We start from the raw sequence: 24386 nt of genomic DNA on the forward strand, positions 1-24386 counted from the left end.
AACGCTTCTTCGCACCCGTTTACAACCCCCATTCATAACCCATTGTGTGTAAACAATTTTTCGTGCGATTGCCCTGGCCGGTCAGCCCGTCCCTGGATACGGGGTATCCCCCGGAGCACCTTGCTGCGCCTCCACCTGAACGTTTAGAGCGCCCTCAGTGGCGTGTCCTCGCCTGATCGGCGGGGAGCGCGTTCCTTTCCCTTCGTCCTCACCCCTGCCGTCGCGCATGGCGCGCTACGGTATCCAGCCGGCTTCGCGCGGCTGATGTGATGACGTTGCTGGCGATCATCTGGATCGCCCCCCCGCCGATTCCCTTGTGTATTTCAAATCACTGGAGAATCGGATGCTGAAGGATATTCACAATTACAACGCGAGGGCGGTTGCGGCAGGCTTGCTCCTTGCGCTCATGACGGGGACGGCTTTCGCTCAGTTATTGCCGACGGCACCAGCTCTTGGGCAGAGCGCCAACGGCGTAGAGCAGATTGAAGCAGCAACGCCCCTGACTCTGCAAAAGGCCGTCGCGCTGGCTTTGGAGGCGAATCTTGACCTAACTGTCGCCCAACGGGAAATCGAGGCGGTGGAGGGCCAGGTAATTCAGGGACGAGTACGTCCTAATCCCGAGCTGGCGTACTCGCTCGAAGACCAACGCACGCCAACCCGCACGCAAAGCGTCCAGATCAATCTGCCCATCGAGCTGGGGGGCAAGCGCGCTGCCCGCATTGCCGCGGCAGAGCGAGGGCGTGACGTCGCAGTTGAAGAACTGAACACGCGGCGCGTTGAAATTCGCGCCGCTGTGGTTGCCGCCTTCTTTGAGGCGCTGGCCGCCCAGGATCGCACGGCCTTGGCCCAGGACAGCGTTGACCTGGCCAGGCAAGCGACGGATGCCGTTGCCAAGCGCGTGACGGCGGGCAAGGTGTCCCCGGTCGAAGAAACCAAGGCTCGGGTGGCCGAGGCCGGCGTGCGGGTTGAACTGGCACAGGCGCAGAGCGAACAACGCAGTGCCCGCGCGCGGCTGGCCAGTTTGCTCGGGGCCAACCCGCCGCGTTTCACCCAGGTAGCGGGCAGCGTGGACGATCTTCCCAACGTCCCTTCGCTGGATGACATCCAGCAGCGCTTGTCGGCCTCATCGGCATTGCGCCGGGCGCAGTTGGAGATCGAACGCCGTCGGTCGCTGGCCGACGTGGAGCGCAGCAAGCAGACGCCCGATGTCACGGTCAGCCTGGGCGTGAAGCGTCCGAACGAGTTAGCGCGCAATCAGTTAATGCTCGGCATTTCCGTGCCGCTGCCTTTGTTCGACCGCAATCAGGGCAATCTGTTGGAAGCGTTGAAGCGTGAAGACAAGGCGAGGGATGAACTCCAGGCGTTGAATCTGCGCCTCAACACAGAGCTGTTGCAAGCCCGCGAGCGGCTGGCGTCGGTTCGCGGCGAGATCGACATATTGCAGCGAGAGGTGCTGCCAGGGGCCAAGAGCGCCTATGACGCGGCCACCGTGGGCTTTGGTTACGGCAAGTTCAACTACCTGGAAGTGCTGGACGCGCAACGCACCTACTTTGCCGCCAAGTCCCAGTACCTCAAGGCGCTCGCCGATGCGCACCGCGCGGCGGCGGACATGGATCGCGTGATCGGCGCATCCGAATCCACGACCACCCTGCCTGCAAACAAGGAATGAACATGAAACCCGAAACGAACAAACTGAACGTCGGCAAGAAGCAGTGGTTTGCCATCGCCGTGATCGCCGCAGTGGGCATAGGACTGGGCAGCGCCATTCTCGGCGGCAAGACGGATAAGAGCGCCGAGGGCGAGGGTCACGGCAGCCACGTTGAAGCCAAGGCCCACAGTGATGGTGAGCATCATGGCAAGACGGGCGCAGACTCCCACGAGGACGACAAAGGCCATGCGGACGGCGAGCACCACGAGGGGTCAAGCAAGGGGCCGCATGGCGGCAAGCTGTTCAAAGAAGGGGATTTCGGATTGGAAGCCTTACTCGCTGAGGACGGCGGCGAACCACGCCTGCGAATCTGGCTCTACGAAAAGGAAAAGGCGCTAGCCAGCAGCGCCGCCAAGGTCAGCGCTACCGTTACACGCCTGACTGGGGAGAAGCAGGCGCTCAACTTCACGCCCGACAAGGACAGCCTGTTGAGTCGAGAGATTGTCCCGGAACCTCATGCGTTCGAGATCAGCATCGTGGCTCAGACGGCCAACGCGCCTTTCACGTTCAGCTTCAGCCAGGAGGAAGGAAAAGTCGAACTCAGCGATGCGCAAATCAAGGCTGCATCCATCGGCATTGACACCGCAGGGGCTGCAAGCATCAAGTCTGCCCTGCAATTGCCGGGTGAGATTAGGCTGAATGAAGACCGCACCTCGCACGTTGTTCCGCGCATTGCGGGTGTTGTCGAAAGTGTGCAGGCCAGTTTGGGGCAAACGGTCAAGAAGGGACAGGTGCTCGCCGTTATCGCCAGCCCTGCCGCATCCGAGCAGCGCAGCGAGTTGCAGACGGCGCAAAAGCGGCGGGCATTGGCCCAGACAACTTTTGAACGCGAGAAGCGGCTGTGGGAACAGAAGATTTCCGCCGAGCAGGACTACCTGCAAGCCGGCCAGGCGCTGAACGAGGCGCAGGTCGCCGTGGCCAACGCGCAGCAGAAGCTGTCGGCCGTGGGCTTGGCCCCAGGTTCCTCGGGCGGGCTGAACCGCTTCGAGCTGCGTGCGCCCTTCGATGGCGTGGTGATTGAAAAGCACCTCAGCCTGGGCGAGGCCGTCAAGGAAGACGCCGCCGTGTTCACGGTGTCCGACCTGGGCCAGGTCTGGGCAGAGATCAACGTGCCCGCCAAGGATTTGCCGCTGGTCAGAGTGGGTGAAAAGGTCAGCATCAAAGCCACGGCATTCGATGCCAGCGCGCAAGGGACCATCACTTTCGTGGGTGCGCTGATCGGCGAACAAACCCGCATGGCCAAGGCTCGTGTGGTCTTGGCCAATCCCCAGGGCGCGTGGCGTCCCGGCCTGTTCGTCAATGTGGAAGTGATCGCGTCCGAAACCGCCGTGCCAGTCAGCGTGGCTAGCGACGCTATTCAGAGCGTGAGGGACAAGCCGGTCGTTTTCGTCAAGGTGAAGGACGGCTTTGTGGCCCAGCCTGTGCAGTTGGGTCGCAGCGATGGCAAGCGGGTCGAGGTACTGCAAGGTCTTCAAGCAGGGGCGGCATATGCGGCCGCAGGCAGTTTCGTCGTGAAGTCTGAACTCGGCAAAGCCTCTGCCGAGCACACCCATTGATGCCGGAGCTATGCCCATGTTTGAAAAACTTATTCGCGCGGCCATCGAGCACCGATGGCTAGTGTTGTTAGCCGCCATTGGCATGGCCGCCGTCGGCGTGTTCAGCTACCAGAAGTTGCCCATCGACGCCGTACCCGACATCACCAACGTCCAAGTGCAGATCAATACCCAGGCGCCGGGCTATTCACCGTTGGAGACCGAGCAACGGGTGACTTATCCCATTGAAACCGTGATGGCGGGCCTGCCCAACCTGGAGCAAACCCGCTCTCTTTCGCGCTACGGCCTCTCGCAAGTGACCGTGATCTTCAAGGACGGCACCGACATTTACTTTGCGCGCCAGTTGGTCAACGAGCGCATCCAGGAAGCACGGGATAAATTGCCGGTCGGCATCACGCCTGCGCTGGGGCCGATCTCCACCGGCCTGGGGGAGATTTACCTGTGGACGGTCGAGGCGAAGGACGGTGCGAAGAAACCCGACGGGATGCCCTACACGGCAACAGACCTGCGCGAGATTCAGGATTGGATCATCAAGCCGCAGTTGCGCAACGTGCCCGGTGTGACTGAAATCAACTCGATTGGCGGTTATGCCAAGGAGTATCAGATCGCACCTATACCCGCTCGCCTGGCTTCGCTCGGCGTTACCCTGCAAGACATCGTGACGGCACTGGATCGCAATAACGGCAACGTGGGTGCGGGCTATATCGAGAAGCGCGGCGAACAGTACCTGATCCGTGCGCCCGGACAAGTCAAGACCCTGGAAGACATTGGCAACGTTATCCTCAGCAGTGCGGGCGGCGTGCCGATACGGGTGCGTGACGTGGCGGACGTGGGGCTGGGGCGTGAACTGCGCACCGGCGCGGCCACGGATAACGGTCGCGAGGTGGTGCTGGGCACTGTGTTCATGCTCATCGGTCAGAACAGCCGTACGGTTTCGCAGGCCGTGGACAAGAAGATGGTGGAGATCAACCGCAGCTTGCCCGAGGGCGTGCATGCGGTGACGGTCTACGACCGCACCGTGCTGGTGGACAAGGCTATCGCCACGGTGAAGAAGAATCTGCTGGAAGGCGCGATCCTGGTGATCGTGATCCTGTTTCTGTTCCTGGGCAACATCCGCGCGGCCATCATCACGGCGACGGTGATTCCTTTGTCGATGCTGTTCACCTTCACTGGCATGGTGCATTACAAGGTGAGCGCCAACCTGATGAGCCTCGGGGCGCTGGACTTCGGCATCATCATCGACGGAGCGGTGGTGATCGTCGAGAACTGCGTGCGACGCCTGGCCCATGCACAGGCGCACTACGGCAGGCCGTTGACGCGGGCGGAACGCTTTCACGAGGTGTTCCTGGCATCGAAGGAATCACGCCGCGCGCTGCTGTTCGGGCAACTCATCATCATGGTGGTCTACCTGCCCATCTTCGCCCTGACGGGGGTGGAAGGGAAGATGTTCCACCCGATGGCGTTCACGGTGGTGGCTGCACTCGTGGGGGCCATGATCCTGTCGGTGACTTTCATCCCGGCAGCGGTCGCCCTGTTCATCGGCCATCGGGTCAGCGAGACGGAAAACTTCCTGGTCGTGCAGGCCAAGCGCTGGTATGGCCCGCTGCTGGATCGCGTGATGGCGGCCAAAGCAGTGATGCTGGCGGCAGCCGCCGTGGCAGTGGTGCTGTGCGGCCTGATCGCCACCCGAATGGGCAGCGAGTTCGTGCCCAGCCTGAACGAAGGCGATTTCGCCATCCAGGCGCTGCGCATTCCGGGCACCAGCCTTTCGCAATCGGTTGCGATGCAGCAGCAACTGGAAGCCACGCTGAAGGCCAAGTTCCCCGAGATCGACCGCGTTTTCGCGCGCACCGGCACGGCGGAAATCGCGTCCGACCCCATGCCGCCGAACATTTCCGACGGCTACATCATGCTCAAGCCGGTGTCCGAGTGGCCGGAGCCGCGCAAGTCGCGCGACGAATTGCTGGCGGCCATTCAGGAGGTCGTGGGCAAGGTGCCGGGCAACAACTACGAGTTCTCGCAGCCTATCCAATTGCGCTTCAACGAACTCATTTCAGGGGTCCGTAGCGATGTGGCGGTGAAGATTTTTGGCGACGACATGGATGTCCTGAATAAGACGGGTGAAGAGATCTCGTCCATGTTGCAGAAGATTCCCGGCGCGTCCGAGGTCAAGGTGGAGCAAACCACCGGTTTGCCCATGCTGACCGTGAATATCGACCGCCAAAAAGCCTCGCGCTATGGGCTGAACGTGGCCGACATCCAAGATGCCGTGGCCACCGCCATCGGCGGGCGTGAGGCTGGCACACTGTTCGAGGGCGACCGCCGCTTCGACATCCTGGTTCGCCTGCCAGAGTCCTTGCGCAACGACGTGGAAAGCATGAAGCGCCTGCCGATTCCGCTGCCGCGCGGAACGGGTGGCACCGGCAGTGCCGAAGGACGGACGAACTTCATCCAATTGGCCGAGGTGGCGAGCTTCGAGCTGGCACCCGGCCCCAACCAGGTCAGCCGCGAAAACGGCAAGCGCCGCATCGTGGTGAGCGCCAACGTGCGTGGCCGTGACGTGGGCTCGTTCGTGGCCGACGCCGAGGCGGCGCTGGCACAGGTCAAGATTCCCACGGGCTACTGGACGAGTTGGGGCGGCACTTTCGAGAATCTGCAATCAGCCACGCAGCGTTTGCAGATCGTCGTGCCGGTGTCGCTGCTGCTGGTCTTCCTGCTGTTGTTCGCCATGTTCGGCAACGTCAAGGACGGCTTGCTGGTCTTTACTGGCATTCCGTTCGCGCTGACCGGCGGCATCTTGGCGCTGTGGCTGCGCGACATTCCTCTGTCGATTTCCGCTGCCGTGGGCTTCATCGCGCTGTCAGGTGTGGCCGTGCTCAATGGCCTAGTGATGATTTCCTACATCCGCAGCTTGCGCGAGGACGGAACGCCGCTGGATGAAGCCATCCGCGAGGGCGCGCTGACACGCTTGCGGCCGGTGCTGATGACGGCCCTAGTGGCGTCGCTGGGTTTCATCCCGATGGCGATTGCCACGGGAACAGGCGCGGAAGTGCAACGCCCGCTGGCTACCGTAGTGATCGGAGGCATCTTGTCTTCCACCGTGCTGACGCTGCTGGTGCTACCGATTCTGTATCGGCTGGCCCATCGCCCGGACGAGCAAGAAGAGGATGTCACGGCAGAGCCCGCACATGAGGGCGTAACCGCTTGAAAGGAACAACGATGAACGCCGTTACGGCACCACGACAGACTCCTTCGAGCTTTACAGGGACATCGACTCATGGAATTTCGTCACCTTCGGTACTTTCTGGCCGTTGCCGAGGAGCTGCACTTCGCCCGCGCTGCGGAGCGGCTGCATATCGAACAGTCACCACTGTCGCGCGCCATCAGGGAATTGGAAGAAGAGTTGGGCGCACAACTGTTCGTGCGTACCAGCCGCAGCACGCGCCTGACGCTTGCGGGCAAGCTGCTGATGGAGAACGCGCCTCGCGTGCTGTTGGCGCTGGACCAGGCGCGTGAGAGCGTGAAGGCAGCGGCCAATGGCTTTCACGGCCGGTTGCGCGTGGCGCTGTCCGACGGCATCACCCCCTCGCGCTTGCCGGCGCTGCTGGCGCGCTGCCGCGAGGAAGACCCGGAGATCGAGATCCGCCTGTTCGAGGTGCCGCTGGCCCAGCAGCTCAGCGGCCTGCGTGACGATCTATACGACGTGGGCTTCTCGATGGCCGACGAGGTGGGCGACGGCATCATCATCGAACCCGCCTGGGAGGATGAGCTGATGGTCGCCATGCCCGCGCGCCATGAACTACTGGCCCACAAGCGGGTACCGCTGGATGAAGTGCTGCAACATCCCCTGGTGCTGGGCGACCCGGCAGTTTGCGAAGGCCATGCCAAGCAGATCGACCGCATCCTGCGCAAGCAGGACCGGGAGCCCTTGATCGAACAGTACGTCGCCACGTTCGACGTGATGATGACTTTCGTGTCGGCCGGCTTGGCGCTAGGGCTCGCAGGCGCCGCGCACATCGCTTCCAGCCGCGAGCCGGGCGTGGTGGGCCGACCGCTCGCGGGAAAGTCGCCCATGCTCACTACCTATCTGCTGCGCCGCGACGCCGAGCCGTCGCAGGCGCTAGCCCGCTTTATCGAGCGGGTCGAAGCCCTGGGACCGGGAGACGCTTAGCCATTGGCCCCGTTTCACTTCGGAGGATTCAAGCCATGAACCTATCCAAGATCATCGCTATGTCGTCGCTAGCAGTTCTGCTGGTCGCCTGCGGCAAGTCTGAGCCGTCCAAGCCCGCTGCCGTGCCCAGCGTGGAGGAACTGGCTGCTGACCCCGTGCGTTTGCGAGAACTGCGCCAGCAGTGCAAGACGGATCGTCCGACGATGGGCGACGTGCTGTGCAACCGAGTGGCCGAGGCGACGAACCGACGTTTCCTGGGCGACGGCAAGGTGCCTTATACGCCACCGAAGGAACCGCCGAAGTTCTGATGGTCGGCTTGCCGCAACGCACCTGCGCGTGCCTGCGCCTTTTTGCGCGCTGCGCAGCAGCGCGCTCATTGTGGCGGTCTTTCGCCCCAGTTCTTCCCTGCCGGAAACCATGTTTTTTGCGGCATCAACCTGCCGATAACGGTCTTTGACCGGCACGCCCAGCGGCACTGATCCTCACGAGGGCGGCACATGCCTGTGCTGCGATCGGAGGCTGGATGATGCAGGGAACGAACGTGCTGTTCGGTCAGATTGCCGTGGTGTTCGGCATCGTGATCGCTGGGGTGTGGAGCGCCACGCAATGGACAGCGGCGGCCCTGGGCTACCAACTACGCCTGGGCTCGCCGTGGTTCGATTTCCTGGACACACCGGTCTATCACCCGTGGCGGTTGTTCGAGTGGTGGTTCTTCTTCGATGCCTACGCGCCGCGCGTGTTCGATACCGGCGGCGCCATCGCGGGCGGCAGTGGCCTACTGGCGGTTGTGGTCGCCATCGGCATGTCGATCTGGCGCTCGCGCCAGTCGCGCCTGGTCACGACCTATGGCTCGGCCCGCTGGGCCAATGTGGAGGACATTCACAAGGCGGGCCTTGACCACCCTGCGGGCGTGTTCCTCGGCCTGCATCGCCAACAGTACCTGCGGCATGAAGGCCCGGAACACGTCCTGACCTTCGCGCCTACGCGCTCGGGCAAGGGCGTGGGCCTCGTGGTGCCGACGCTGCTTTCCTGGCCTGCATCCGCCGTCATCCACGACATCAAAGGCGAGAACTGGCAGATCACCGCCGGTTGGCGCTCGCGCTTCTCGCATTGCCTGCTGTTCAACCCCACCGATGCGAAGTCAGCGGCCTACAACCCGCTGCTGGAGGTACGACACGGCGCGCATGAGGTGCGCGACGTGCAGAACATCGCGGACATTCTGGTTGATCCCGAAGGTGCGCTGGAGAAGCGCAATCACTGGGAAAAGACTTCGCACGCGCTGCTGGTCGGGGCCATCCTGCATGTGCTCTACGCGGGCGAAGACAAGACGCTGCGCGGCGTCGCCAACTTCCTCTCCGACCCGGCCAGCCCCTTCGAGTTGACGCTGCACCGGATGATGACCACGCCGCACCTCGGCGATGGGCCTCATCCGGTGGTGGCCTCGGCTGCGCGCGAAGTGCTCAACAAATCGGACAACGAGCGTTCCGGCGTGTTGAGCACCGCCATGTCGTTCCTCGGCCTGTACCGCGATCCCACGGTGGCCCAAGTCACGTCGCGGTGCGATTGGCGCATCGCCGACCTGATCGCGGCCGAGCATCCGGTATCGCTGTATCTGGTGGTGCCGCCTTCGGACATATCGCGGACGAAGCCGCTCATTCGCCTGATCCTCAACCAGATCGGGCGGCGCCTCACCGAGTCGCTCGATGGCTCCGATGGCATCGAGCGCCGCCACAAGCTGCTGCTGATGCTCGATGAGTTCCCTGCGCTGGGGCGCCTGGACTTCTTCGAGACGGCGCTGGCCTTCATGGCGGGCTATGGCATCCGCAGCTTCCTCATCGCGCAGTCGCTCAACCAGATCGACAAGGCGTATGGGCAAAACCACTCCATCCTCGACAACTGCCATGTGCGCGTGACGTTCGCCACGAACGACGAGCGCACCGCCAAACGGATCTCCGAGACGCTGGGCACCGCCACCGAGCTGCGCGCGCAGCGCAACTACGCGGGCCACCGGCTCGCGCCGTGGCTGGGCCACCTCATGGTGTCGCGCCAGGAAACCGCGCGTCCGCTGCTGACGCCGGGCGAAGTCATGCAGCTTCCGCCTGATGAGGCCGTGGTAATGGTGTCCAGCGTGGCGCCCATCAAGGCGAAGAAGCTGCGCTACTACGCGGACGCCAATTTCAAGCGCCGCGTGCTGCCGCCGCCCACGCTGGCGGACGGGCAGTACGCCGACGCGCCGCCGGCCCGCGCCGATGACTGGAGCGGGCTGGCAATTCCTGCGGTGCCGGCACCTCTCGTCGCGGAGACCGTTGGCGACCTTGGCAGCGCCGATGACGGCGGCCCGCGTCGCCAGCCCGAACTCTCCGAAATCGCCGCCTACGACCCCGAGCTGGCCGCGCCTGCGGCCGACCTTGGGTTGCTCGATGACGACGACCTGCCGCTTCCCCTTCCTCGCCAGCTCGACCCTGCCCTGCAACGCACGGCCCGGCTGGCATCCCTCGACCCTGATGACGGAATCGACCTATGACCCAACACCGCCTCAACGTGTTCATCCAGCCGGAGCACGCCAAGCGGCTCGATGAGCTGGCCGCCAAGAAGGGCGTGTCCAAGTCGTCCATCGTCGCGGCGGCGCTCGCATCGTGGCTGTCGCCCGATGCCGCCGACCAGCGCGAGGCGGCCATTGCCAAGCGGCTTGATCGCCTGTCGCGGCAGGCCGAACGCATGGAGCGCGACCAGAACATCCAGATCGAGACGCTGGCACTGTTCATCCGCTACTTCCTCACGGTGAGCACGCCCGTGCCCGAAGCGCATCAGGACGCAGCGCGCGCCCAGGGCAAGGCGCGCTTCGAGCAGTTCGTCGAACAACTCGGGCGGCATTTGCTGCGCGGTCGCAGTCTGGTGCGAGACGTGGTGGAAGAACTGCATCCAGACCCGGCACGCATGGACGACGCGCAGGAGCGCGCGTCATGAGCGCCGTTCCTTCCTTCACCGCCGTTTCACTGGATCGCCGCATCCAGATGCTGCGCACGGCGATGGGGCCACTGATCGCCGCCGCGCTGGAAGACCCCGACGTAGTGGAAGTCATGCTGAACCCGGATCGCACCTTGTGGATCGACCGGCTTTCGTCGGGCCGCGCGCCGATGGGTGTGGAGCTGTCCGAGGCCGACGGCGAACGAATCATCCGGCTGGTCGCGGCCCACGTCGGCGCCGAGGTGCATCGCGGCCAGCCGCTCCTGACGGCGGAGCTGCCCGAGACGGGCGAGCGCTTCGAGGGCATCCTGCCGCCCGCTGCGCCGGGGCCGGCCTTCGCTTTGCGCAAGCGCGCCTTTGGCGTGATCCCGCTGTCGCGCTACATCGAGGACGAAATGATGACCGCCGCGCAGGCGGGCTTGCTGGTGCGCGCCGTGCGCGAGCGCCAGAACATCCTGATTGCCGGTGGCACCAGCACGGGCAAGACCACGCTCGCCAATGCCTTGCTCGCCGAGATCGCCGCCACTGGCGACCGCGTGCTGGTGCTTGAAGACACGGTGGAGCTGCAATGCGCGGCCTGCGACCACGTACCGCTGCGCACGCGCGCAGGCGTGGTGTCGATGACCGAGCTGGTGCGCTCGTCCATGCGCCTGCGCCCGGATCGCGTCGTCGTCGGCGAGGTACGCGGCGCCGAAGCGCTGGATCTCATCAAGGTGTGGGGTACAGGCCATCCGGGCGGCATTGCCACGATCCATGCCGGCTCCGCGCTGGGCGCGCTGCTGCGTTTGGAGCAACTGATCCTCGAAGTGGCGGTGAACCCGCCCCGTGCGCTGATCGCGGAAGCGGTCAATGTGGTCATCCACATCGCTGGGCGCGGGCGCAAGCGCCGCATCGAGAGCATCGTCCGCGTCATCGGCTTCGATGGCGTGGGCTACCACCTGGCGGATGCGCTGGAGGCTCCATTCCCGGAGCTGCTGTCGCAGTCCGACCTTTCCTCCCCGTCCCCTGACCACTCTGGAGAACTTCCATGACGCACGCTGATGCTTTCCGTATTTCCGCAAATCCGCTTCCTCGGCCCGCACGGCTGGATGGCCTGGCTCGCCCGGCCATGCAGGGCTTGATGCTCGCTGCCTTCATGCTGCTGCTCGCAGGTACTGCGCAGGCCGCCGGTTCCTCGATGCCCTGGGAAGGGCCGCTGCAATCCATCCTCGAATCCATCCAGGGGCCGGTGGCGCGCATCGTCGCGGTCATCATCATCATCGCTACGGGCTTGGCGCTGGCCTTCGGTGATACCTCGGGCGGGTTCCGCAAGCTGATCCAGATCGTGTTTGGCCTGTCCATCGCGTTCGCCGCTTCGAGCTTCTTCCTGTCGTTCTTCAGCTTCTCCGGTGGGGCCGTCGTATGAACGGCCCACACGATGGAATACCCGGCTTCGAGGTGCCGCTGCATCGGTCGTTGACCGAGCCGATCCTGATGGGCGGTGCGCCGCGCACCGTGGCCATCACTAACGGCACCTTGGCCGCTGCTGTCGGGCTGGGCTTACAGATGTGGATTCCAGGCGTGGTGCTCTGGATCGTCGGCCATTCGCTGGCGGTCTGGGGTGCGCGTGTCGATCCGCAGTTCATGGCCGTGTTCGCGCGCCATATCAAGCACCGGCCGCTGCTGGACGTGTGAGGGGAATGCCATGCTGAACCTTGCCGAATATCGCCAGCGCCCGGCCTTGCTGGCTGACTGGTTGCCCTGGGCCGGGCTGATCGCACCGGGCGTCGTCTTGAACAAGGACGGCAGTTTCCAGCGCACGGCCCGGTTTCGCGGGCCTGACCTCGACAGCGCGACGCAAGGCGAGTTGATCGCCACGTCGGCGCGCTTGAACAACGCGCTGCGCCGCCTGGGTTCGGGCTGGGCACTGTTCATCGAGGCCGAGCGCCGCGCCGCCGCCGACTATCCGCACTCGGCGTTCCCCGAGCCGCTGTCGTGGCTGGTGGACGAGGAACGCCGGGCCACATTCGAGGACTCGGGCAATCACTTCGAGAGCGGCTATCACCTGACGCTGGTGTACCTGCCGCCCGAGGAATCGCACGCCCGCGCGGCGGGGATGCTGTACGAGAACCGGCCTACCGACGGCGTGGACTGGCGCGAGCGGCTGCAAGCTTTCGCCGCAGAAACGGATCGCATCTTTGACCTGCTCGACGGCGTGATGCCGGAAATCGCCTGGCTGGATGACAGCCAGACGCTGACCTACCTGCACGCCACCATTTCGACGCGGCGCTACCGCGTCGGCGTGCCCGAAGTGCCGTTCCACATCGACGCGCTGCTGACCGACTCCGCACTTGTCGGTGGCTTGGCGCCCATGCTGGGCGACCGGCACCTGCGCGTGGTGTCGGTGCGGGGATTTCCGCCCTCGACCTGGCCGGGGATTCTGGACGACCTCAACCGGCTTGGATTTGCCTATCGCTGGTCAACCCGGTTCCTGTGCCTCGACAAAGCCGAAGCGGAAAAGGAACTCGTCCGCCTGCGTCGCCAGTGGTTTGCGAAAAGGAAGAACGTCATCGCGCTGCTGCGCGAAACGATCTTCCAGCAAGAAAGCCCGCTGGTCGATACCGACGCGAGCAACAAGGCCACCGACGCCGATGCCGCCTTGCAGGAGCTGGGCAGCGATCAAGTCGCCTTCGGCTATCTCACCGCCACGGTTACAGTGCTCGATGCCGACCCGGCCGTGGCCGACGAGAAGTTGCGGATGGTGGAGCGGGCCATCCAAGGGCGCGGGTTCGTGACGATCCCTGAAACCTTGAACGCCGTGGATGCGTGGCTGTCCTCGCTCCCCGGCAATGCCTACGCCAATGTGCGCCAGCCCATCGTCTCGACGCTGAACCTGGCGCACATGATGCCGGTGTCGGCGGTATGGGCCGGCCCCGAACGCAATGCCCATCTTGACGGCCCGCCGCTGATCGTCACGCGCACCGATGGCGCCACGCCGTTCCGGCTGGTGACGCACATCGGCGACGTGGGCCACACGTTGGTCGCAGGCCCGACCGGCATGGGCAAGTCGGTCTTGCTCGCCACCCTGGCGATGCAATTCCGTCGCTATCGCGGCTCGCGCATCTTCGCCTTCGACATGGGCCGCTCGATGCGCGCCACCATCCTGGGCCTGGGCGGCGAGCACTACGACCTCGGGATGGATGGCGAAATCGCTTTCCAGCCCTTGGCTCGTATCGACCGCGAGGGCTACCGCACCTGGGTGGCAGAGTGGATCGAAGGCCGCTTGCGGCATGAGGGCGTGGTCGTCGGCCCCGAAGAGAAGGCCGCCATCTGGTCGGCGCTCGGCAGCCTCGCCGGTGCGCCGGTGGAGCAGCGCACGATGACGGGGCTGTCCGTGCTGCTGCAATCGAACACGCTGCGGCAGGCGTTGTCGCCTTATGTGCTGGGCGGTGCCCACGGCAAGCTGCTGGACGCCGACCATGACCGGCTCGGCATGGCCGACGTGCAGTGCTTCGAGATGGAGGAGCTGATGCACAGCAAGGCCGCCGTCATGGCGGTGCTGCATTACCTCTTTGCGCGCTTCGATGAACGCTTCGACGGGGCGCCCACGCTGCTGATCCTCGATGAAGCGTGGCTGTTCCTCGATGACCCGGTGTTTGCCGCGCGTATCCGCCAGTGGCTCAAGACGCTCAGGAAAAAGAACGTCAGCGTCATCTTCGCCACGCAGAGCCTTGCCGACATCAAGGATTCGAGCATCGCGCCCGCGATCATCGAGAGCTGCGCGAGTCGCATCTTCCTGCCGAACCCGCAGGCCACCGAGCCGCAGATTCGCACGATCTACGAGGGCTTCGGCCTCAACAGGCGGCAGATCGAGATCGTCGCCACCGCGCAGCCCAAGCGCGACTACTACTACCAATCGCGCCTCGGCAATCGCCTGTTCGACCTCGACCTGGGGCCGGCGGCGCTGGCCTTCGCGGGCGCGTCCACGCCGCAAGACCAGCGCGACATGGACGCGGTGCTGGCCGACGCCGGCGTGCCCGGCTTCGCGGGCGCCTGGCTGCGCCATCGCGGCCTCGATTGGGCGGCCGACCTGCTGCCCTCGTTCCCCGGCCTCGCGCCGGGTTCCCTCGCTGACCAACCCCTGGAGAACCAGCCATGAAGAAACGTCTCATCGCCGCCGCCATCGCGGCCATGCTTTGCACCGCCACCGCCCATGCGCAATGGGTCGTGATCGACCCCACGAACCTCGTGCAGAACACGCTGACCGCGATCCGCACGCTGGAGCAGATCAACAACCAGATCCAGCAGCTCCAGAACGAAGCGCAGATGCTGATGAACCAGGCGCGCAACCTCGCCAGCCTGCCGTCCAGCGTGGTCGGCCAGTTGCGCGCCAATCTGGCGACCACACAGCGGCTGATCGCCCAGGCCAGAGGACTGGCCTACGACGTGACGAATCTGGATCGGGAGTTCCAGCGCCTGTATCCCGAGCAATATGCCGCCACCGTCAGCGGCAACCAGATGTACCGCGACGCGCAGGAGCGCTGGAAGAACACGCTCAACGGCTTGCAGACCACCATGCAGATGCAGGCCCAGGCGTCGCAGAACCTGAGCGACGACGAAGGCGTGCTGGCCGACCTCGTGGGCAAGAGCCAATCGGCCGTGGGCGCCTTGCAGGCCATGCAAGCCACCAATCAGCTTCTGGCTTTGCAGGCCAAGCAGTCCATCCAAACGCAACGCCTGAGCATCACCCAGGATCGCGCCGCGTCGCTGGAGTTGGCGCGGCAGGCTGCCGCCGTGGAGCGAGGCCGCGAGGTGAACCGGCGTTTCCTGGGTGAAGGTACGCCGTACACGCCGCAGACCGTCGATTTCTACGGCCGGTGACAGGTGTTGCCATGACCCGCGCGCCTGCTTTCTGCGGTCTCGTGCTCTTGCTGGCCGGTTGCGGCCAGCAGGAGGTGCCTTCGGTCGATGCACTCTCGGCCCATCCGGCGCGGCTGCGCTTGCTCAAGGAGCAATGCCGCGCGGGTCAGCTCGACGGCGCGTTATGCGCGCAGGTGGTCAAGGCCGACCTGCGCCGCTTTTTCTCCGGCAAGGCCGGGCCTGATGAGTACCGGACGCTGGCCGAATTGCCGCCGATTCCGGCCAGCTTCGATGAACCCACCGAAGACGGCGAGGCGGTGGCAGCGGCCTTGCCGGGGCAGGAGGACTCGCCATGAATGACATTTCGATCATTGATCGCTTCCTCGATGTGTTCTCGCGCTACATCGACTCGGGCTTCGGCCTGCTGCACGGGGAGGTGGCGTTCCTCACAGCCACGCTGATCGTCATCGACATGACGCTCGCCGGGCTGTTCTGGGCCATGAGCCATGCCAGCGGCCAGGGCGAGGACGTGATCGCCAAGCTGATCCGCAAGGTGCTGTACGTCGGTGCCTTCGCCTACATCATCGGCAACTTCAACACCTTGGCGAGCATCGTGTTCCGCTCGTTCGCCGGGCTGGGCCTGACGGCCAGCGGCTCGACCCTGAGCATGGGTAACTTCTTGCAGCCGGGACGGCTCGCCAAAGTGGGCATCGACGCCGGGGCGCCCATTCTTGAGCAGATCAAGGAGATGGCGGGCTTCCCCGAGGTGTTCATTCACATCATGCCCATCGTCGTGCTGTTCTTCGCATGGATGGTGGTCATCGTCAGCTTCTTCGTGCTGGCGGTGCAGCTTTTCGTGACGCTGATCGAGTTCAAGCTGACCACGCTGGCGGGCTTCGTGCTGGTGCCGTTCGCCCTCTGGAACAAGACGGCATTCCTGGCCGAGAAGGTCTTGGGCAACGTGGTGTCGTCGGGCATCAAGGTGCTGGTACTGGCCGTCATCGTCGGTATCGGCTCGGGGCTGTTCTCCGAGTTCAACATCCCGGCAGGTTCGGAGCCTTCGATCGACCGGGCGCTGGTCATCATGCTGGTCTCGCTGTCCATGCTGGCCCTGGGCATCTTCGGGCCGGGCATTGCGACCGGGCTGGTGTCCGGCGGCCCGCAGCTTGGCGCGGGCGCGATGGCCGGTGCTGCCATCGGCGCAGCCGGAACCGCCGTTGCGGTCGGCGCTGCTGCTACGGGTGTCGGCGGCGCCGTGGCGGCCGGAGCGCGTATGGCGCCCGCAGCCGCCAAAGCAGGGGTCAGTGGCGCCCGTTCGATGGCATCGACCGCCAGCAGCGCCAAGTCGGCCTATCAGGCGGGCTCCGCTTCGGCCGGTGGCGGCCTCCAGGGCGCCGCCGCCGGTGTGGGCAATGTCGCCAAGACTGGCGCGCAGGCAGCCGGGCAGAAGGTGGCCCAAGGCGCACGCTCGATGAAGGAGCGCGTCGCCGCCGCCTTCCGGCCTGATGACGCCGGATCGGCGTCGGGGGACAGTGCCGCACGGGCTGCGAGCGAATCTCCCGTCACAGCCCCATCCACCGCACAACCCGCTTGGGCCAAGCGCCTGCACCGCAGGCAGCAGCTCACCCATGCCGCCACGACCGCCGCCCACACGCTGCGCGGCGGCGACGGCGGCAGCTCCAGCCAGGGGCCAAGCCTGCGTGATTCCGATTCCTGATCTTCAAGGAGAACCCTCATGCGATTCAAAAGACCGCAGGTGCGCTACGCCGATACGCCGCAGCCTGCCACCCCCTACCAATCCGCCGCGCAGGTCTGGGACGACCGTATCGGCTCGGCCCGCGTGCAGGCCAAGAACTGGCGCTTCATGGCCTTTGGCTGCCTCACGTTGGCCGTGCTGATGGCGGGCGGGCTGGTCTGGCGCTCGGCGCAGTCCATCGTCACGCCCTACGTTATCGAGGTGGACAACGCGGGCCAGGTGCGCGCGGTCGGTGAAGCCGCTACGCCGTATCGGCCCAGCGATGCCCAGGTGGCCTATCACCTGGGCCGCTTCATCGGCCTGGTGCGCTCGCTGTCCATCGACCCCATCGTGGTGCGGCAGAACTGGCTGGATGCCTACGACTACACCACTGACAAGGGCGCCGTGGTGCTCAACGAGTACGCCCGCGTGAACGATCCGTTCGCGCGCATCGGCAAGGAGTCGGTGACGGTGCAGATCACCAGCGTGACCCGCGCCAGCGACACGTCTTTCAACGTGCGCTGGACGGAGACGCGCTTTGTCAATGGCGCGCTGGATCGCACCGAACGCTGGAACGCCGTGGTTTCCATCGTGCAGCAGACGCCGCGCACCGAGCAGCGCGTGCGCAAGAACCCTCTGGGTATCTACGTCAACGGGCTGTCGTGGAGCCGCGAACTGGAAGGAAACGAAGGAGCAAAGCCATGAATGATCTTTTCCGTAAATCCGCCTTGCCGATCATGTTGCTTGCCCTCGCGGGCTGCGCCACGCAGGGCAAGCCGCCGCCGTCCATTTCGCTCGATGAGCCGGCGCAGGCGCAGCCGCTGCCGGAGCCGCCTGCGCCTGTGGAAGTGGTGGCCGTGCCGCAGGTGCTGCCGATGCCGGCGCAGATGAAACCTGTGCCGGATGCCAAGCCCACGCCGGAACCCGCCGATGAAACCGTGCGTGTGTCCCGCGCCAACGCCGAGGCGCGCATTGCGCCCACGCGCGAGGGCTACGTCAACGCGATCCAGGTCTGGCCCTTCACCGATGGCGCGCTGTATCAGGTCTATGCGGCCGTGGGCCGCGTGACGGTGATCGCGCTCCAGCCCGGCGAGGAACTGGTGACGGTGGCCGCTGGCGATACCGTGCGCTGGATCGTCGGGGACACATCGAGCGGCAGCGCTGACGCGCTGCGCGTCAATGTGATGGTCAAACCGATCCGCTCGGGCCTGAAGACCAATCTCGTCATCACGACCAGCCGGCGCACCTATCTGCTGGAGCTGACCTCTACCGAAAAGACGTGGATGGCGTCGGTGTCCTGGGAGTACCCGAAGGACAAGATGCTGGCCTTGCAGCGCCAGGCGCAGGCGGCCAGCGCCGCCGCGCCGGTCGATGCCGGGCTGTCGTTGGAGAAGATCCGGTTCCGCTATGCGGTCAGCGGCAGCAATCCGCCTTGGAAGCCGCTGCGCGCCTTCGATGACGGCGAGAAGGTCTATATCCAGTTTCCGCCGGGCATCGCCCAAGGCGAACTGCCGCCGCTGTTCGTCATCGGCGCCCAGGGCGATGGGCAACTCGTCAATTACCGCTTCCGGCCGCCGTACTACATCGTGGATCGCCTGTTCGGCGCCGCCGAACTACGCCTGGGCGGGGACAAGGGCGATGTGGTGCGGATCGAACGTACCGATGGCACGCGGAGGAACTGAGCATGAGCCAGGACGATTCCCCTGACTTTGCGCCGCAGGCGGGCAAGGTCGCGCCCGAGGCGGTGGCGCTGCGCGCCCAGCCGCGCCCGGTCACACGCCTGAACCGGCGCACGCTGGCCATGCTCACCGGTGGCCTGTCGGTCGCCGTGCTCGGGGCCACGATCTGGTCATTGCAGCCGCACCGGCGCGGCGCAGGCGAGCAGACCGAGCTTTACAACGTCGATCGCGTCTCGAAGTCCGAGGGGCTGGATGGCCTGCCTTCGGATTACTCCAAGCTGCCGCGAAAGGTGCCCGAGCTGGGGCCGCCGCTGCCGGGCGACCTTGGCCCGGCCATCGTGAAGGCGCAGCAGCCGGTGACGCCCACCTACGCGCCGCCGGGCCACGACCCGGAGGATGCACGGCGCAAGGAAGCTGAAGCGGCAGCAGCTTCCTCGGTGTTCTTCCGCTCGGGCACGCCTGGCAAGACCGCCGCGCCAGCGGCTGCGCAAGTCGCTGCGGCTGGCCAAGCATCGGCCTTGGCGGGCTTCGACCCGCTCGCCGCCGGGCCGGCCTCGACGGCGGCCCAGCCCGCCGACCCGACCGCTGTGCAGAATCGACAAGACCAGAAAGAGGCGTTCCTGAAAGGCGGCTCTACGGAAACCCGCAATTCCGGGAATCTGAAAATGCCGTCCTCGCCGTATCAGGTGATGGCCGGGACGGTGATCGCTGGCGCGCTGGTGACAGGCATCAAGTCCGATCTTCCGGGCGACGTGATCGCCACGGTGACGGAGCCGGTCTACGACACGGCCACGGGCAAGTTCCTGCTGATTCCGCAGGGCTCGCGCATCCTGGGCCGCTACAACAGCCAGGTCAGCTATGGACAGAGCCGGGTGCAGGTGGTTTGGAACCGCATCATCCTGCCGGACACGTCCTCGCTGACGCTGGACAACCTCGTCGGCACCGATCCGGCCGGCTATTCGGGCCTGGAAGACGGTGTGGACTACCACTGGAGCCGCATCGTCGCCGGTGCGGCGCTGACGACGCTGCTGGGCATCGGCGCCGAGTTGGCCGCGCCGGAGAACCGGCAGGACGGCAACCGCATCGTGATCGCCGGGCGCGACAGCGCACAGGACAGCATCAACCAGGTCGGGCAGGAGATGACCCGGCGCAACATGAACATCCAGCCGACGCTGACCGAGCGGCCCGGCCTGCCGGTGCGGATCATCGCCAACCGCGATCTGGTGCTGCGTCCGTACCAGCCAATGTTCTTCCAGCGGGGAGCGATGCAATGAGCACGACCAAGAAACTGCGGCTCGGGCCACTGCCCAAGACCGAGAGCGTCAAGCTGACCTTCGCTTGCCCGGCCAGCCTGAGGGCCACCCTCGACCGCTATGCCGCGCTGCACGCGCAGGCATATGGCGAGACCGTCGATGCAACGACGCTTATCCCGCACATGCTGGAGGCGTTCATGGCGGGGGATCGGGGATTCAGGAAGGGCACGGCGACACGGAGCGCGCCAACGAAGCCGACATGATGGCGTCGCGTACCAATGGCATCCGTCGAACGCGCAGCCCCAGGCTGCGCGTTCTTCATTCTCTGGATGCCGCACGCAAAGCCTCTTGGGCTATGATGGTGCGACAGGCCCGCCGTTCCTCGGCAATCCCGCACGCTCCAGCGCGATCCGGCTTTCCCTCCCGACGCTCCTATGTGGCTCCTAGCCCACAAGGCCGCACTTCCGCAAAGTGGCCTGAAAACGAGCTAACCTACTGTCCCATATACGGTTTCAAGCTCTGCGTGATTTGCACGAAGGACTTGACACCAGAACTTTTTTGTTTCCAGACTCAGACATTCCACGCGAAACGATTCAGGCCTACCTGGAAACCTATTACCACGTAGCGGGCGACGCGCCGACGCAACTGCAAGTCGGGCAGTTCAACCCAACGCTCTCCGCACTGCACGACGCTCATCAAGTCGCAAGTAGCGCGTTCATCACGGCGTGTAACCCCTTTAGCCAGGACCTTGGCGCCGAGGCTAATGCCGCACGGCAGGCGACGCTGGCCCACGAACTCGAGCAACTTGGCCTTAGATACATCGACGGCATCGGCCAACATGCGTCCAATGGCTGGCCAGGGGAAGCCAGTTTCCTCGTGCTGGGCTCGACACTCGACATCGCGAAATCGCTGGGTGAGAAGCATGGACAGAACGCGATCATCTGGTGCGCCTCCAACGCCGTGCCTCAACTGATTCTCTTGCGCTGACACGCATTCGATGCGCGATATACGGCTGGTCTGCCGCCCGTCAGGGAAAGGACCGGGGGGATTTGATCCGGATTGCCGCCCCCGACACGTTGTCGAAAGCGGCTAAATAGGAGATGTATATGTCTGTCCAAAATGGGCTTTTTTCCTCGGAATCCGTGTCCGAGGGCCATCCCGATAAGCTCGCCGATCGTATTTCCGACCGCATCCTCGATGCCTTCCTGGCTCGGGATCGTCACGCACGCGTCGCCTGTGAGACCCTGCTGGCGGATCAGTGCGTGGTTGTCGCGGGCGAATTCAAGACCCGGCACGCCGCCGATTTCCAGGCGGTACGCGATTCCGCTGAGAACTTGGTGCGCGAGGTACTTCGTGACGCCGGCTACGGCGACTCCCAAACTGGCATCGATCCGGAGCAATGCGAAATCCAGATCCGCTTCAATGCTCAGTCGCAAGACATCAGCCGGGGCGTCGATCGCGCAAACGGCGTGCTAGGCGCCGGCGACCAGGGACTGATGTTCGGTTACGCCACTGACGAGACGCCTGAACTCATGCCTGCGCCGATCGTGTACGCGCATCGGCTCGTGCAGCGCCAAGCCGAACTCAGGAAGCGCGGCACGCTGCCCTGGCTGCAGCCGGATGCAAAGTCGCAGGTGACCTTTCGCTACGTCGATGGGCGGCCGACGCAGGTAGAGGCCGTAGTGCTGTCGACGCAGCACGATGAATGCATCGAACTCGATGCGTTACGTGATGCTGTGCAGAAGCATGTGATCGAGCCGGTAATTCCCGAGCATTTGCGTGCCAGCGGATTGCGCGTCCTAATCAACCCCACGGGACGCTTCGTCACTGGTGGCCCGAAGGGCGATGCCGGGCTGACGGGCCGCAAGATCATTGTCGACACCTACGGAGGGGCCGCACCGCACGGTGGTGGCGCGTTCTCAGGCAAGGATCCATCAAAGGTAGACCGCTCTGCGGCCTATATGGCTCGCTTCCTTGCAAAGCAGGTGGTAGCGCGTGGCTGGGCGAGGCGAGCACTGGTCCAACTGGCCTATGCGATCGGCGTAGCGGAACCGGTGAGCTTCGCGGTCGAGACCTACGGCACCGAAGCTGGGGCCCGGCGAGATATCACCGCCGAACTGGCGCGCGAATTCGACTTGCGCCCGCAAGGCATCATTGAAACCTTGGACCTGCTCCGCCCTATCTACTACCCCACCGCGGCATATGGGCATTTTGGCCGGGAGGATTTGGTACTGCCTTGGGAGGCAGTGAGGTGACGCACCGGCTTCGTGCCGGACTTACGTGAAAAAACTCAAAAAAAGCGTCGGCGTTCGCCACCCGGCCACTCAAGGAGCAGGAATGCACACAACCAAAACCATTAATCTGCCGCCCAATGTCGCCCCAACCCCCAGCCTGAGCATACCGAGCCGCTTCCGCGGTTGCCTGCTCGGCGGCGCCGTGGGTGACGCATTGGGTGCGCCTGTCGAATTCTTGTCCCGCGCGGAAATCCTGGAGGCGTTCGGACCGCAGGGGATTACGCAGTACGCACCGGCTTATGGCGGCATTGGAACCATCACAGACGATACCCAGATGACGTTGTTTACCGCTGAGGGATTACTGCGCGCCTGGGTCCGCGGTATTACACGAGGCATTGGCAATCATTCGGGAGTCGTTGCGCGGGCCTATTTACGCTGGCTCCAAACACAGGGGGGCCAGCCCAGCAGGGACCTCGCATCGGCATCCGACCAGCTTGGGTGGCTCTTCCAGCACGAGGCACTCCACAACAGGCGTGCACCGGGCAATACTTGCCTGTCGGCGCTACAGGCGATGCGGGAACTGCGCGAGCCGGCAAGCAACAATAGCAAGGGCTGCGGTGGTGTCATGCGCATTGCACCGGTTGGCCTGTACGCCTGCAGCCGGCGTTGGACAGCGGAGCGCACCTTCAAGCTGGGAACCGAGCTCGCCGCGATTACCCATGGCCATCCGACCGGCTCCCTGACCGGCGGCGTACTCGCCGTGCTGGTCCACCAGTTGGCGCTTGGCGCGCCGCTGCCCGAAGCCCTAGCGCGCGCGCAGGCCTGCTTGCGCACGCAGCCGGACAACGAGGAAACGCTGCAAGCCCTCCAGCAGGCAGCGGAACTGGCTGTCTCTGACGTGGCCCCGGAGGATGCGATCGCCTGCTTAGGCGAGGGCTGGGTCGCCGAGGAGGCGTTGGCTGTTTCTATTTACTGCGCCCTGATCGCACGCGATTTCCGACACGGCATCGTCCTGGCCGTGAATCATGATGGCGACTCCGATTCGACCGGCGCTATCACTGGCAATCTGCTGGGCGTGAAGCTCGGCGTGGAGGCGATTCCGGCCGAATGGCTGGCGACGCTAGAACTGCGCGAGGTTATCGCTGAACTTGCCGACGACCTGGCCGCGTTCACGCAATGGGACATCGGCATAGACACGACCGATGCAGCGTTCGACGAGCGGATCTGGCGGAAGTATCCCGGGAATTGACCGGAGCGCATCGCTCAGAAATCGTCCAGCCAAGGACCTCAAAAAATACGGGCCCATCGTGGCGCGTATTCCCCATTCCGAATTCGATCAGTGATCCCGAGGATTTCATGTCTGGTATCGACCGACAAAACACAACCGTGGCTCAGCCATCAATCGGATGAGTGTTCTTCGCCTTGGTGGACGTTGACGTCACCAAGCACGATTCCTCATAGGCGTCGATGTCGACCTAGCGATAAAGCACTCGGCCGCCGAGTTTTAGAAATCTGGGGCCGATCCCCTCGCTACGCCAGCGTTCGAGGGGGGGCCTCGCTGATATTCCAGCGGGCGGCGAGTTGTCGTTGGTTGAAGTGAACGAGTTCCTCATTGGTCTCCTTGCGAATGAGTTCCCAAGAGTGTATGAAGGCGTCGTTCCGCTGGCGAGTCAAGCTGAAGGGGCGCTCGAGCTAGGTGGAGGCAGAGCCCGCGAGGTTTAGGCGTATTCGACTTGCTGTACCGCGCTGCAAGCCAGCTTCGGAAACAGATCAACAAGGCTTAGCCGGACCACACAGCTATGATGCACGATGTCCCACGGCAATGTATTCGCGTCGGCGCCGCGCAGATGTAGAATCAGCGAAGGTGCTGGTCCTTGCTCACCTCGATCCCATTCTGCGCGGTAGCGCTCCTCATTTTCCGCGCGGAAGGCGAATGGGCGCTTCCGGGGGGGCTTCCTTCAACTCCATCCCCACTGCGACAGCGGCGTCGATCGACTTTCCCAGGCGTTCCGCCTTTTTCATTAACGGCAACATACAGGTATCGTGCGAGGCCAAGTTCCGATATAAGATGCCAGAAGTTGTTGAGGCGCACCGGCGGGAATGAGAAAGAGTGCATGAGCATCAACTGTCTTGCGTGCGCAATGGGCTGCCCTGGCTCGACCGTGATTGGCGACTTGAGCATTACGTCGCCCACGTTGCGTTTAGCGTTTGTCATCAAGGCCGCGTCAAGTCCGATGCTCAGCTCGA

At 64.4% G+C, this 24386-nt stretch carries 22 protein-coding genes; 21 read left to right on the forward strand and 1 reads right to left on the reverse strand.

What is annotated here, in order from left to right; translation table 11 throughout:
- Positions 1-343 precede the first annotated feature (343 nt).
- The 21 genes from PCE31106_RS19545 to PCE31106_RS19645 all read left to right on the forward strand — a co-directional run bounded on the left by PCE31106_RS19545 (position 344) and on the right by PCE31106_RS19645 (position 23388).
- Positions 344-1669, forward strand: coding sequence for a TolC family protein (locus tag PCE31106_RS19545; protein WP_024537625.1), 1326 nt, complete (start codon positions 344-346; stop codon positions 1667-1669).
- 2 nt (positions 1670-1671) lie between these two features.
- Positions 1672-3264: an efflux RND transporter periplasmic adaptor subunit gene (locus tag PCE31106_RS19550; protein WP_024537624.1), complete on the forward strand. Its 1593-nt coding sequence runs from the start codon at positions 1672-1674 to the stop codon at positions 3262-3264.
- Positions 3265-3280: 16 nt separating this feature from the next.
- Positions 3281-6469: a CusA/CzcA family heavy metal efflux RND transporter gene (locus PCE31106_RS19555; protein WP_059401155.1), complete on the forward strand. Its 3189-nt coding sequence runs from the start codon at positions 3281-3283 to the stop codon at positions 6467-6469.
- A 69-nt stretch (positions 6470-6538) separates the two neighbouring features.
- Positions 6539-7432, forward strand: coding sequence for a LysR family transcriptional regulator (locus PCE31106_RS19560; protein WP_009523286.1), 894 nt, complete (start codon positions 6539-6541; stop codon positions 7430-7432).
- Positions 7433-7467: 35 nt separating this feature from the next.
- Positions 7468-7740, forward strand: a complete 273-nt coding sequence (locus tag PCE31106_RS19565; RefSeq protein ID WP_009523287.1) for an EexN family lipoprotein — start codon at positions 7468-7470, stop codon at positions 7738-7740.
- Between the two features lie 218 nt (positions 7741-7958).
- Positions 7959-9956, forward strand: coding sequence for a conjugal transfer protein TraG (locus tag PCE31106_RS19570; RefSeq protein ID WP_024537622.1), 1998 nt, complete (start codon positions 7959-7961; stop codon positions 9954-9956).
- Positions 9953-10399 (forward strand): ribbon-helix-helix protein, CopG family, encoded by a 447-nt coding sequence (locus PCE31106_RS19575; protein WP_009523289.1) that lies wholly within the window; start codon positions 9953-9955, stop codon positions 10397-10399. The genes PCE31106_RS19570 and PCE31106_RS19575 overlap by 4 nt, the downstream gene beginning before the upstream one ends.
- Entirely contained in the window at positions 10396-11430 is a 1035-nt protein-coding gene (gene trbB, locus PCE31106_RS19580; RefSeq protein ID WP_024537621.1) for a P-type conjugative transfer ATPase TrbB, read from the forward strand. Before PCE31106_RS19575 ends, trbB begins: the two co-directional genes overlap by 4 nt.
- Positions 11427-11804: a TrbC/VirB2 family type IV secretion system protein gene (locus tag PCE31106_RS19585; RefSeq protein ID WP_009523291.1), complete on the forward strand. Its 378-nt coding sequence runs from the start codon at positions 11427-11429 to the stop codon at positions 11802-11804. The genes trbB and PCE31106_RS19585 overlap by 4 nt, the downstream gene beginning before the upstream one ends.
- On the forward strand, positions 11801-12073 hold the full coding sequence (locus tag PCE31106_RS19590; RefSeq protein ID WP_009523292.1) for a VirB3 family type IV secretion system protein: 273 nt from the start codon (positions 11801-11803) through the stop codon (positions 12071-12073). Before PCE31106_RS19585 ends, PCE31106_RS19590 begins: the two co-directional genes overlap by 4 nt.
- A 10-nt stretch (positions 12074-12083) precedes the next feature.
- Positions 12084-14537, forward strand: a complete 2454-nt coding sequence (trbE, locus tag PCE31106_RS19595) for a conjugal transfer protein TrbE (RefSeq protein WP_108500079.1) — start codon at positions 12084-12086, stop codon at positions 14535-14537.
- Positions 14534-15259 carry a P-type conjugative transfer protein TrbJ gene (gene trbJ / locus PCE31106_RS19600; protein ID WP_009523294.1) on the forward strand — a complete coding sequence of 242 codons (726 nt, stop codon included), beginning with the start codon at positions 14534-14536 and terminating at the stop codon, positions 15257-15259. The genes trbE and trbJ overlap by 4 nt, the downstream gene beginning before the upstream one ends.
- Positions 15260-15270: 11 nt before the next feature.
- Positions 15271-15594, forward strand: a complete 324-nt coding sequence (locus PCE31106_RS19605; RefSeq protein WP_009523295.1) for an EexN family lipoprotein — start codon at positions 15271-15273, stop codon at positions 15592-15594.
- A complete protein-coding gene (gene trbL / locus PCE31106_RS19610) occupies positions 15591-16955 on the forward strand; it encodes a P-type conjugative transfer protein TrbL (protein ID WP_024537619.1) in 1365 nt (454 codons plus the stop codon). Before PCE31106_RS19605 ends, trbL begins: the two co-directional genes overlap by 4 nt.
- An 18-nt stretch (positions 16956-16973) precedes the next feature.
- Entirely contained in the window at positions 16974-17678 is a 705-nt protein-coding gene (trbF, locus tag PCE31106_RS19615; RefSeq protein WP_024537618.1) for a conjugal transfer protein TrbF, read from the forward strand.
- On the forward strand, positions 17675-18655 hold the full coding sequence (gene trbG / locus PCE31106_RS19620; protein ID WP_024537617.1) for a P-type conjugative transfer protein TrbG: 981 nt from the start codon (positions 17675-17677) through the stop codon (positions 18653-18655). The genes trbF and trbG overlap by 4 nt, the downstream gene beginning before the upstream one ends.
- Before the next feature lie 2 nt (positions 18656-18657).
- Positions 18658-19926 (forward strand): TraB/TrbI/VirB10 family type IV secretion system protein, encoded by a 1269-nt coding sequence (locus PCE31106_RS19625; protein WP_024537616.1) that lies wholly within the window; start codon positions 18658-18660, stop codon positions 19924-19926.
- Positions 19923-20168 (forward strand): DUF2274 domain-containing protein, encoded by a 246-nt coding sequence (locus PCE31106_RS19630; protein WP_024537615.1) that lies wholly within the window; start codon positions 19923-19925, stop codon positions 20166-20168. The genes PCE31106_RS19625 and PCE31106_RS19630 overlap by 4 nt, the downstream gene beginning before the upstream one ends.
- Positions 20169-20463: 295 nt before the next feature.
- On the forward strand, positions 20464-20892 hold the full coding sequence (locus PCE31106_RS19635; RefSeq protein ID WP_150564437.1) for a DUF3293 domain-containing protein: 429 nt from the start codon (positions 20464-20466) through the stop codon (positions 20890-20892).
- 119 nt (positions 20893-21011) lie between these two features.
- Positions 21012-22160, forward strand: a complete 1149-nt coding sequence (gene metK, locus PCE31106_RS19640) for a methionine adenosyltransferase (RefSeq protein ID WP_150564438.1) — start codon at positions 21012-21014, stop codon at positions 22158-22160.
- 25 nt (positions 22161-22185) lie between these two features.
- The gene (locus tag PCE31106_RS19645; protein WP_254441201.1) at positions 22186-23388 is read left to right on the forward strand and encodes an ADP-ribosylglycohydrolase family protein; all 1203 of its coding nucleotides are present in this window, start codon (positions 22186-22188) and stop codon (positions 23386-23388) included.
- Between the two features lie 606 nt (positions 23389-23994).
- Here the strand turns inward: PCE31106_RS19645 and PCE31106_RS24580 are convergent.
- Entirely contained in the window at positions 23995-24354 is a 360-nt protein-coding gene (locus tag PCE31106_RS24580; protein WP_367649272.1) for a CBS domain-containing protein, read from the reverse strand.
- Positions 24355-24386: the final 32 nt, after the last annotated feature.

Source organism: Pandoraea cepalis, from assembly GCF_902459665.1.
Taxonomy (GTDB): Bacteria; Pseudomonadota; Gammaproteobacteria; order Burkholderiales; family Burkholderiaceae; genus Pandoraea; species Pandoraea cepalis.

Coding starts and splice junctions, on each gene's coding strand:
- PCE31106_RS19560 (WP_009523286.1), top strand. CDS start 6,539: ATGGAATTTCGTCACCTTCGGTACTTTCTGGCCGTTGCCGAGGAGCTG.
- PCE31106_RS19585 (WP_009523291.1), top strand. CDS start 11,427: ATGACGCACGCTGATGCTTTCCGTATTTCCGCAAATCCGCTTCCTCGG.
- PCE31106_RS19545 (WP_024537625.1), top strand. CDS start 344: ATGCTGAAGGATATTCACAATTACAACGCGAGGGCGGTTGCGGCAGGC.
- PCE31106_RS19605 (WP_009523295.1), top strand. CDS start 15,271: ATGACCCGCGCGCCTGCTTTCTGCGGTCTCGTGCTCTTGCTGGCCGGT.
- trbF (WP_024537618.1), top strand. CDS start 16,974: ATGCGATTCAAAAGACCGCAGGTGCGCTACGCCGATACGCCGCAGCCT.
- metK (WP_150564438.1), top strand. CDS start 21,012: ATGTCTGTCCAAAATGGGCTTTTTTCCTCGGAATCCGTGTCCGAGGGC.
- PCE31106_RS24580 (WP_367649272.1), bottom strand. CDS start 24,354: ATGACAAACGCTAAACGCAACGTGGGCGACGTAATGCTCAAGTCGCCA.
- PCE31106_RS19550 (WP_024537624.1), top strand. CDS start 1,672: ATGAAACCCGAAACGAACAAACTGAACGTCGGCAAGAAGCAGTGGTTT.
- trbE (WP_108500079.1), top strand. CDS start 12,084: ATGCTGAACCTTGCCGAATATCGCCAGCGCCCGGCCTTGCTGGCTGAC.
- PCE31106_RS19630 (WP_024537615.1), top strand. CDS start 19,923: ATGAGCACGACCAAGAAACTGCGGCTCGGGCCACTGCCCAAGACCGAG.
- trbL (WP_024537619.1), top strand. CDS start 15,591: ATGAATGACATTTCGATCATTGATCGCTTCCTCGATGTGTTCTCGCGC.
- trbB (WP_024537621.1), top strand. CDS start 10,396: ATGAGCGCCGTTCCTTCCTTCACCGCCGTTTCACTGGATCGCCGCATC.
- trbG (WP_024537617.1), top strand. CDS start 17,675: ATGAATGATCTTTTCCGTAAATCCGCCTTGCCGATCATGTTGCTTGCC.
- PCE31106_RS19555 (WP_059401155.1), top strand. CDS start 3,281: ATGTTTGAAAAACTTATTCGCGCGGCCATCGAGCACCGATGGCTAGTG.
- PCE31106_RS19625 (WP_024537616.1), top strand. CDS start 18,658: ATGAGCCAGGACGATTCCCCTGACTTTGCGCCGCAGGCGGGCAAGGTC.
- trbJ (WP_009523294.1), top strand. CDS start 14,534: ATGAAGAAACGTCTCATCGCCGCCGCCATCGCGGCCATGCTTTGCACC.
- PCE31106_RS19590 (WP_009523292.1), top strand. CDS start 11,801: ATGAACGGCCCACACGATGGAATACCCGGCTTCGAGGTGCCGCTGCAT.
- PCE31106_RS19565 (WP_009523287.1), top strand. CDS start 7,468: ATGAACCTATCCAAGATCATCGCTATGTCGTCGCTAGCAGTTCTGCTG.
- PCE31106_RS19570 (WP_024537622.1), top strand. CDS start 7,959: ATGCAGGGAACGAACGTGCTGTTCGGTCAGATTGCCGTGGTGTTCGGC.
- PCE31106_RS19575 (WP_009523289.1), top strand. CDS start 9,953: ATGACCCAACACCGCCTCAACGTGTTCATCCAGCCGGAGCACGCCAAG.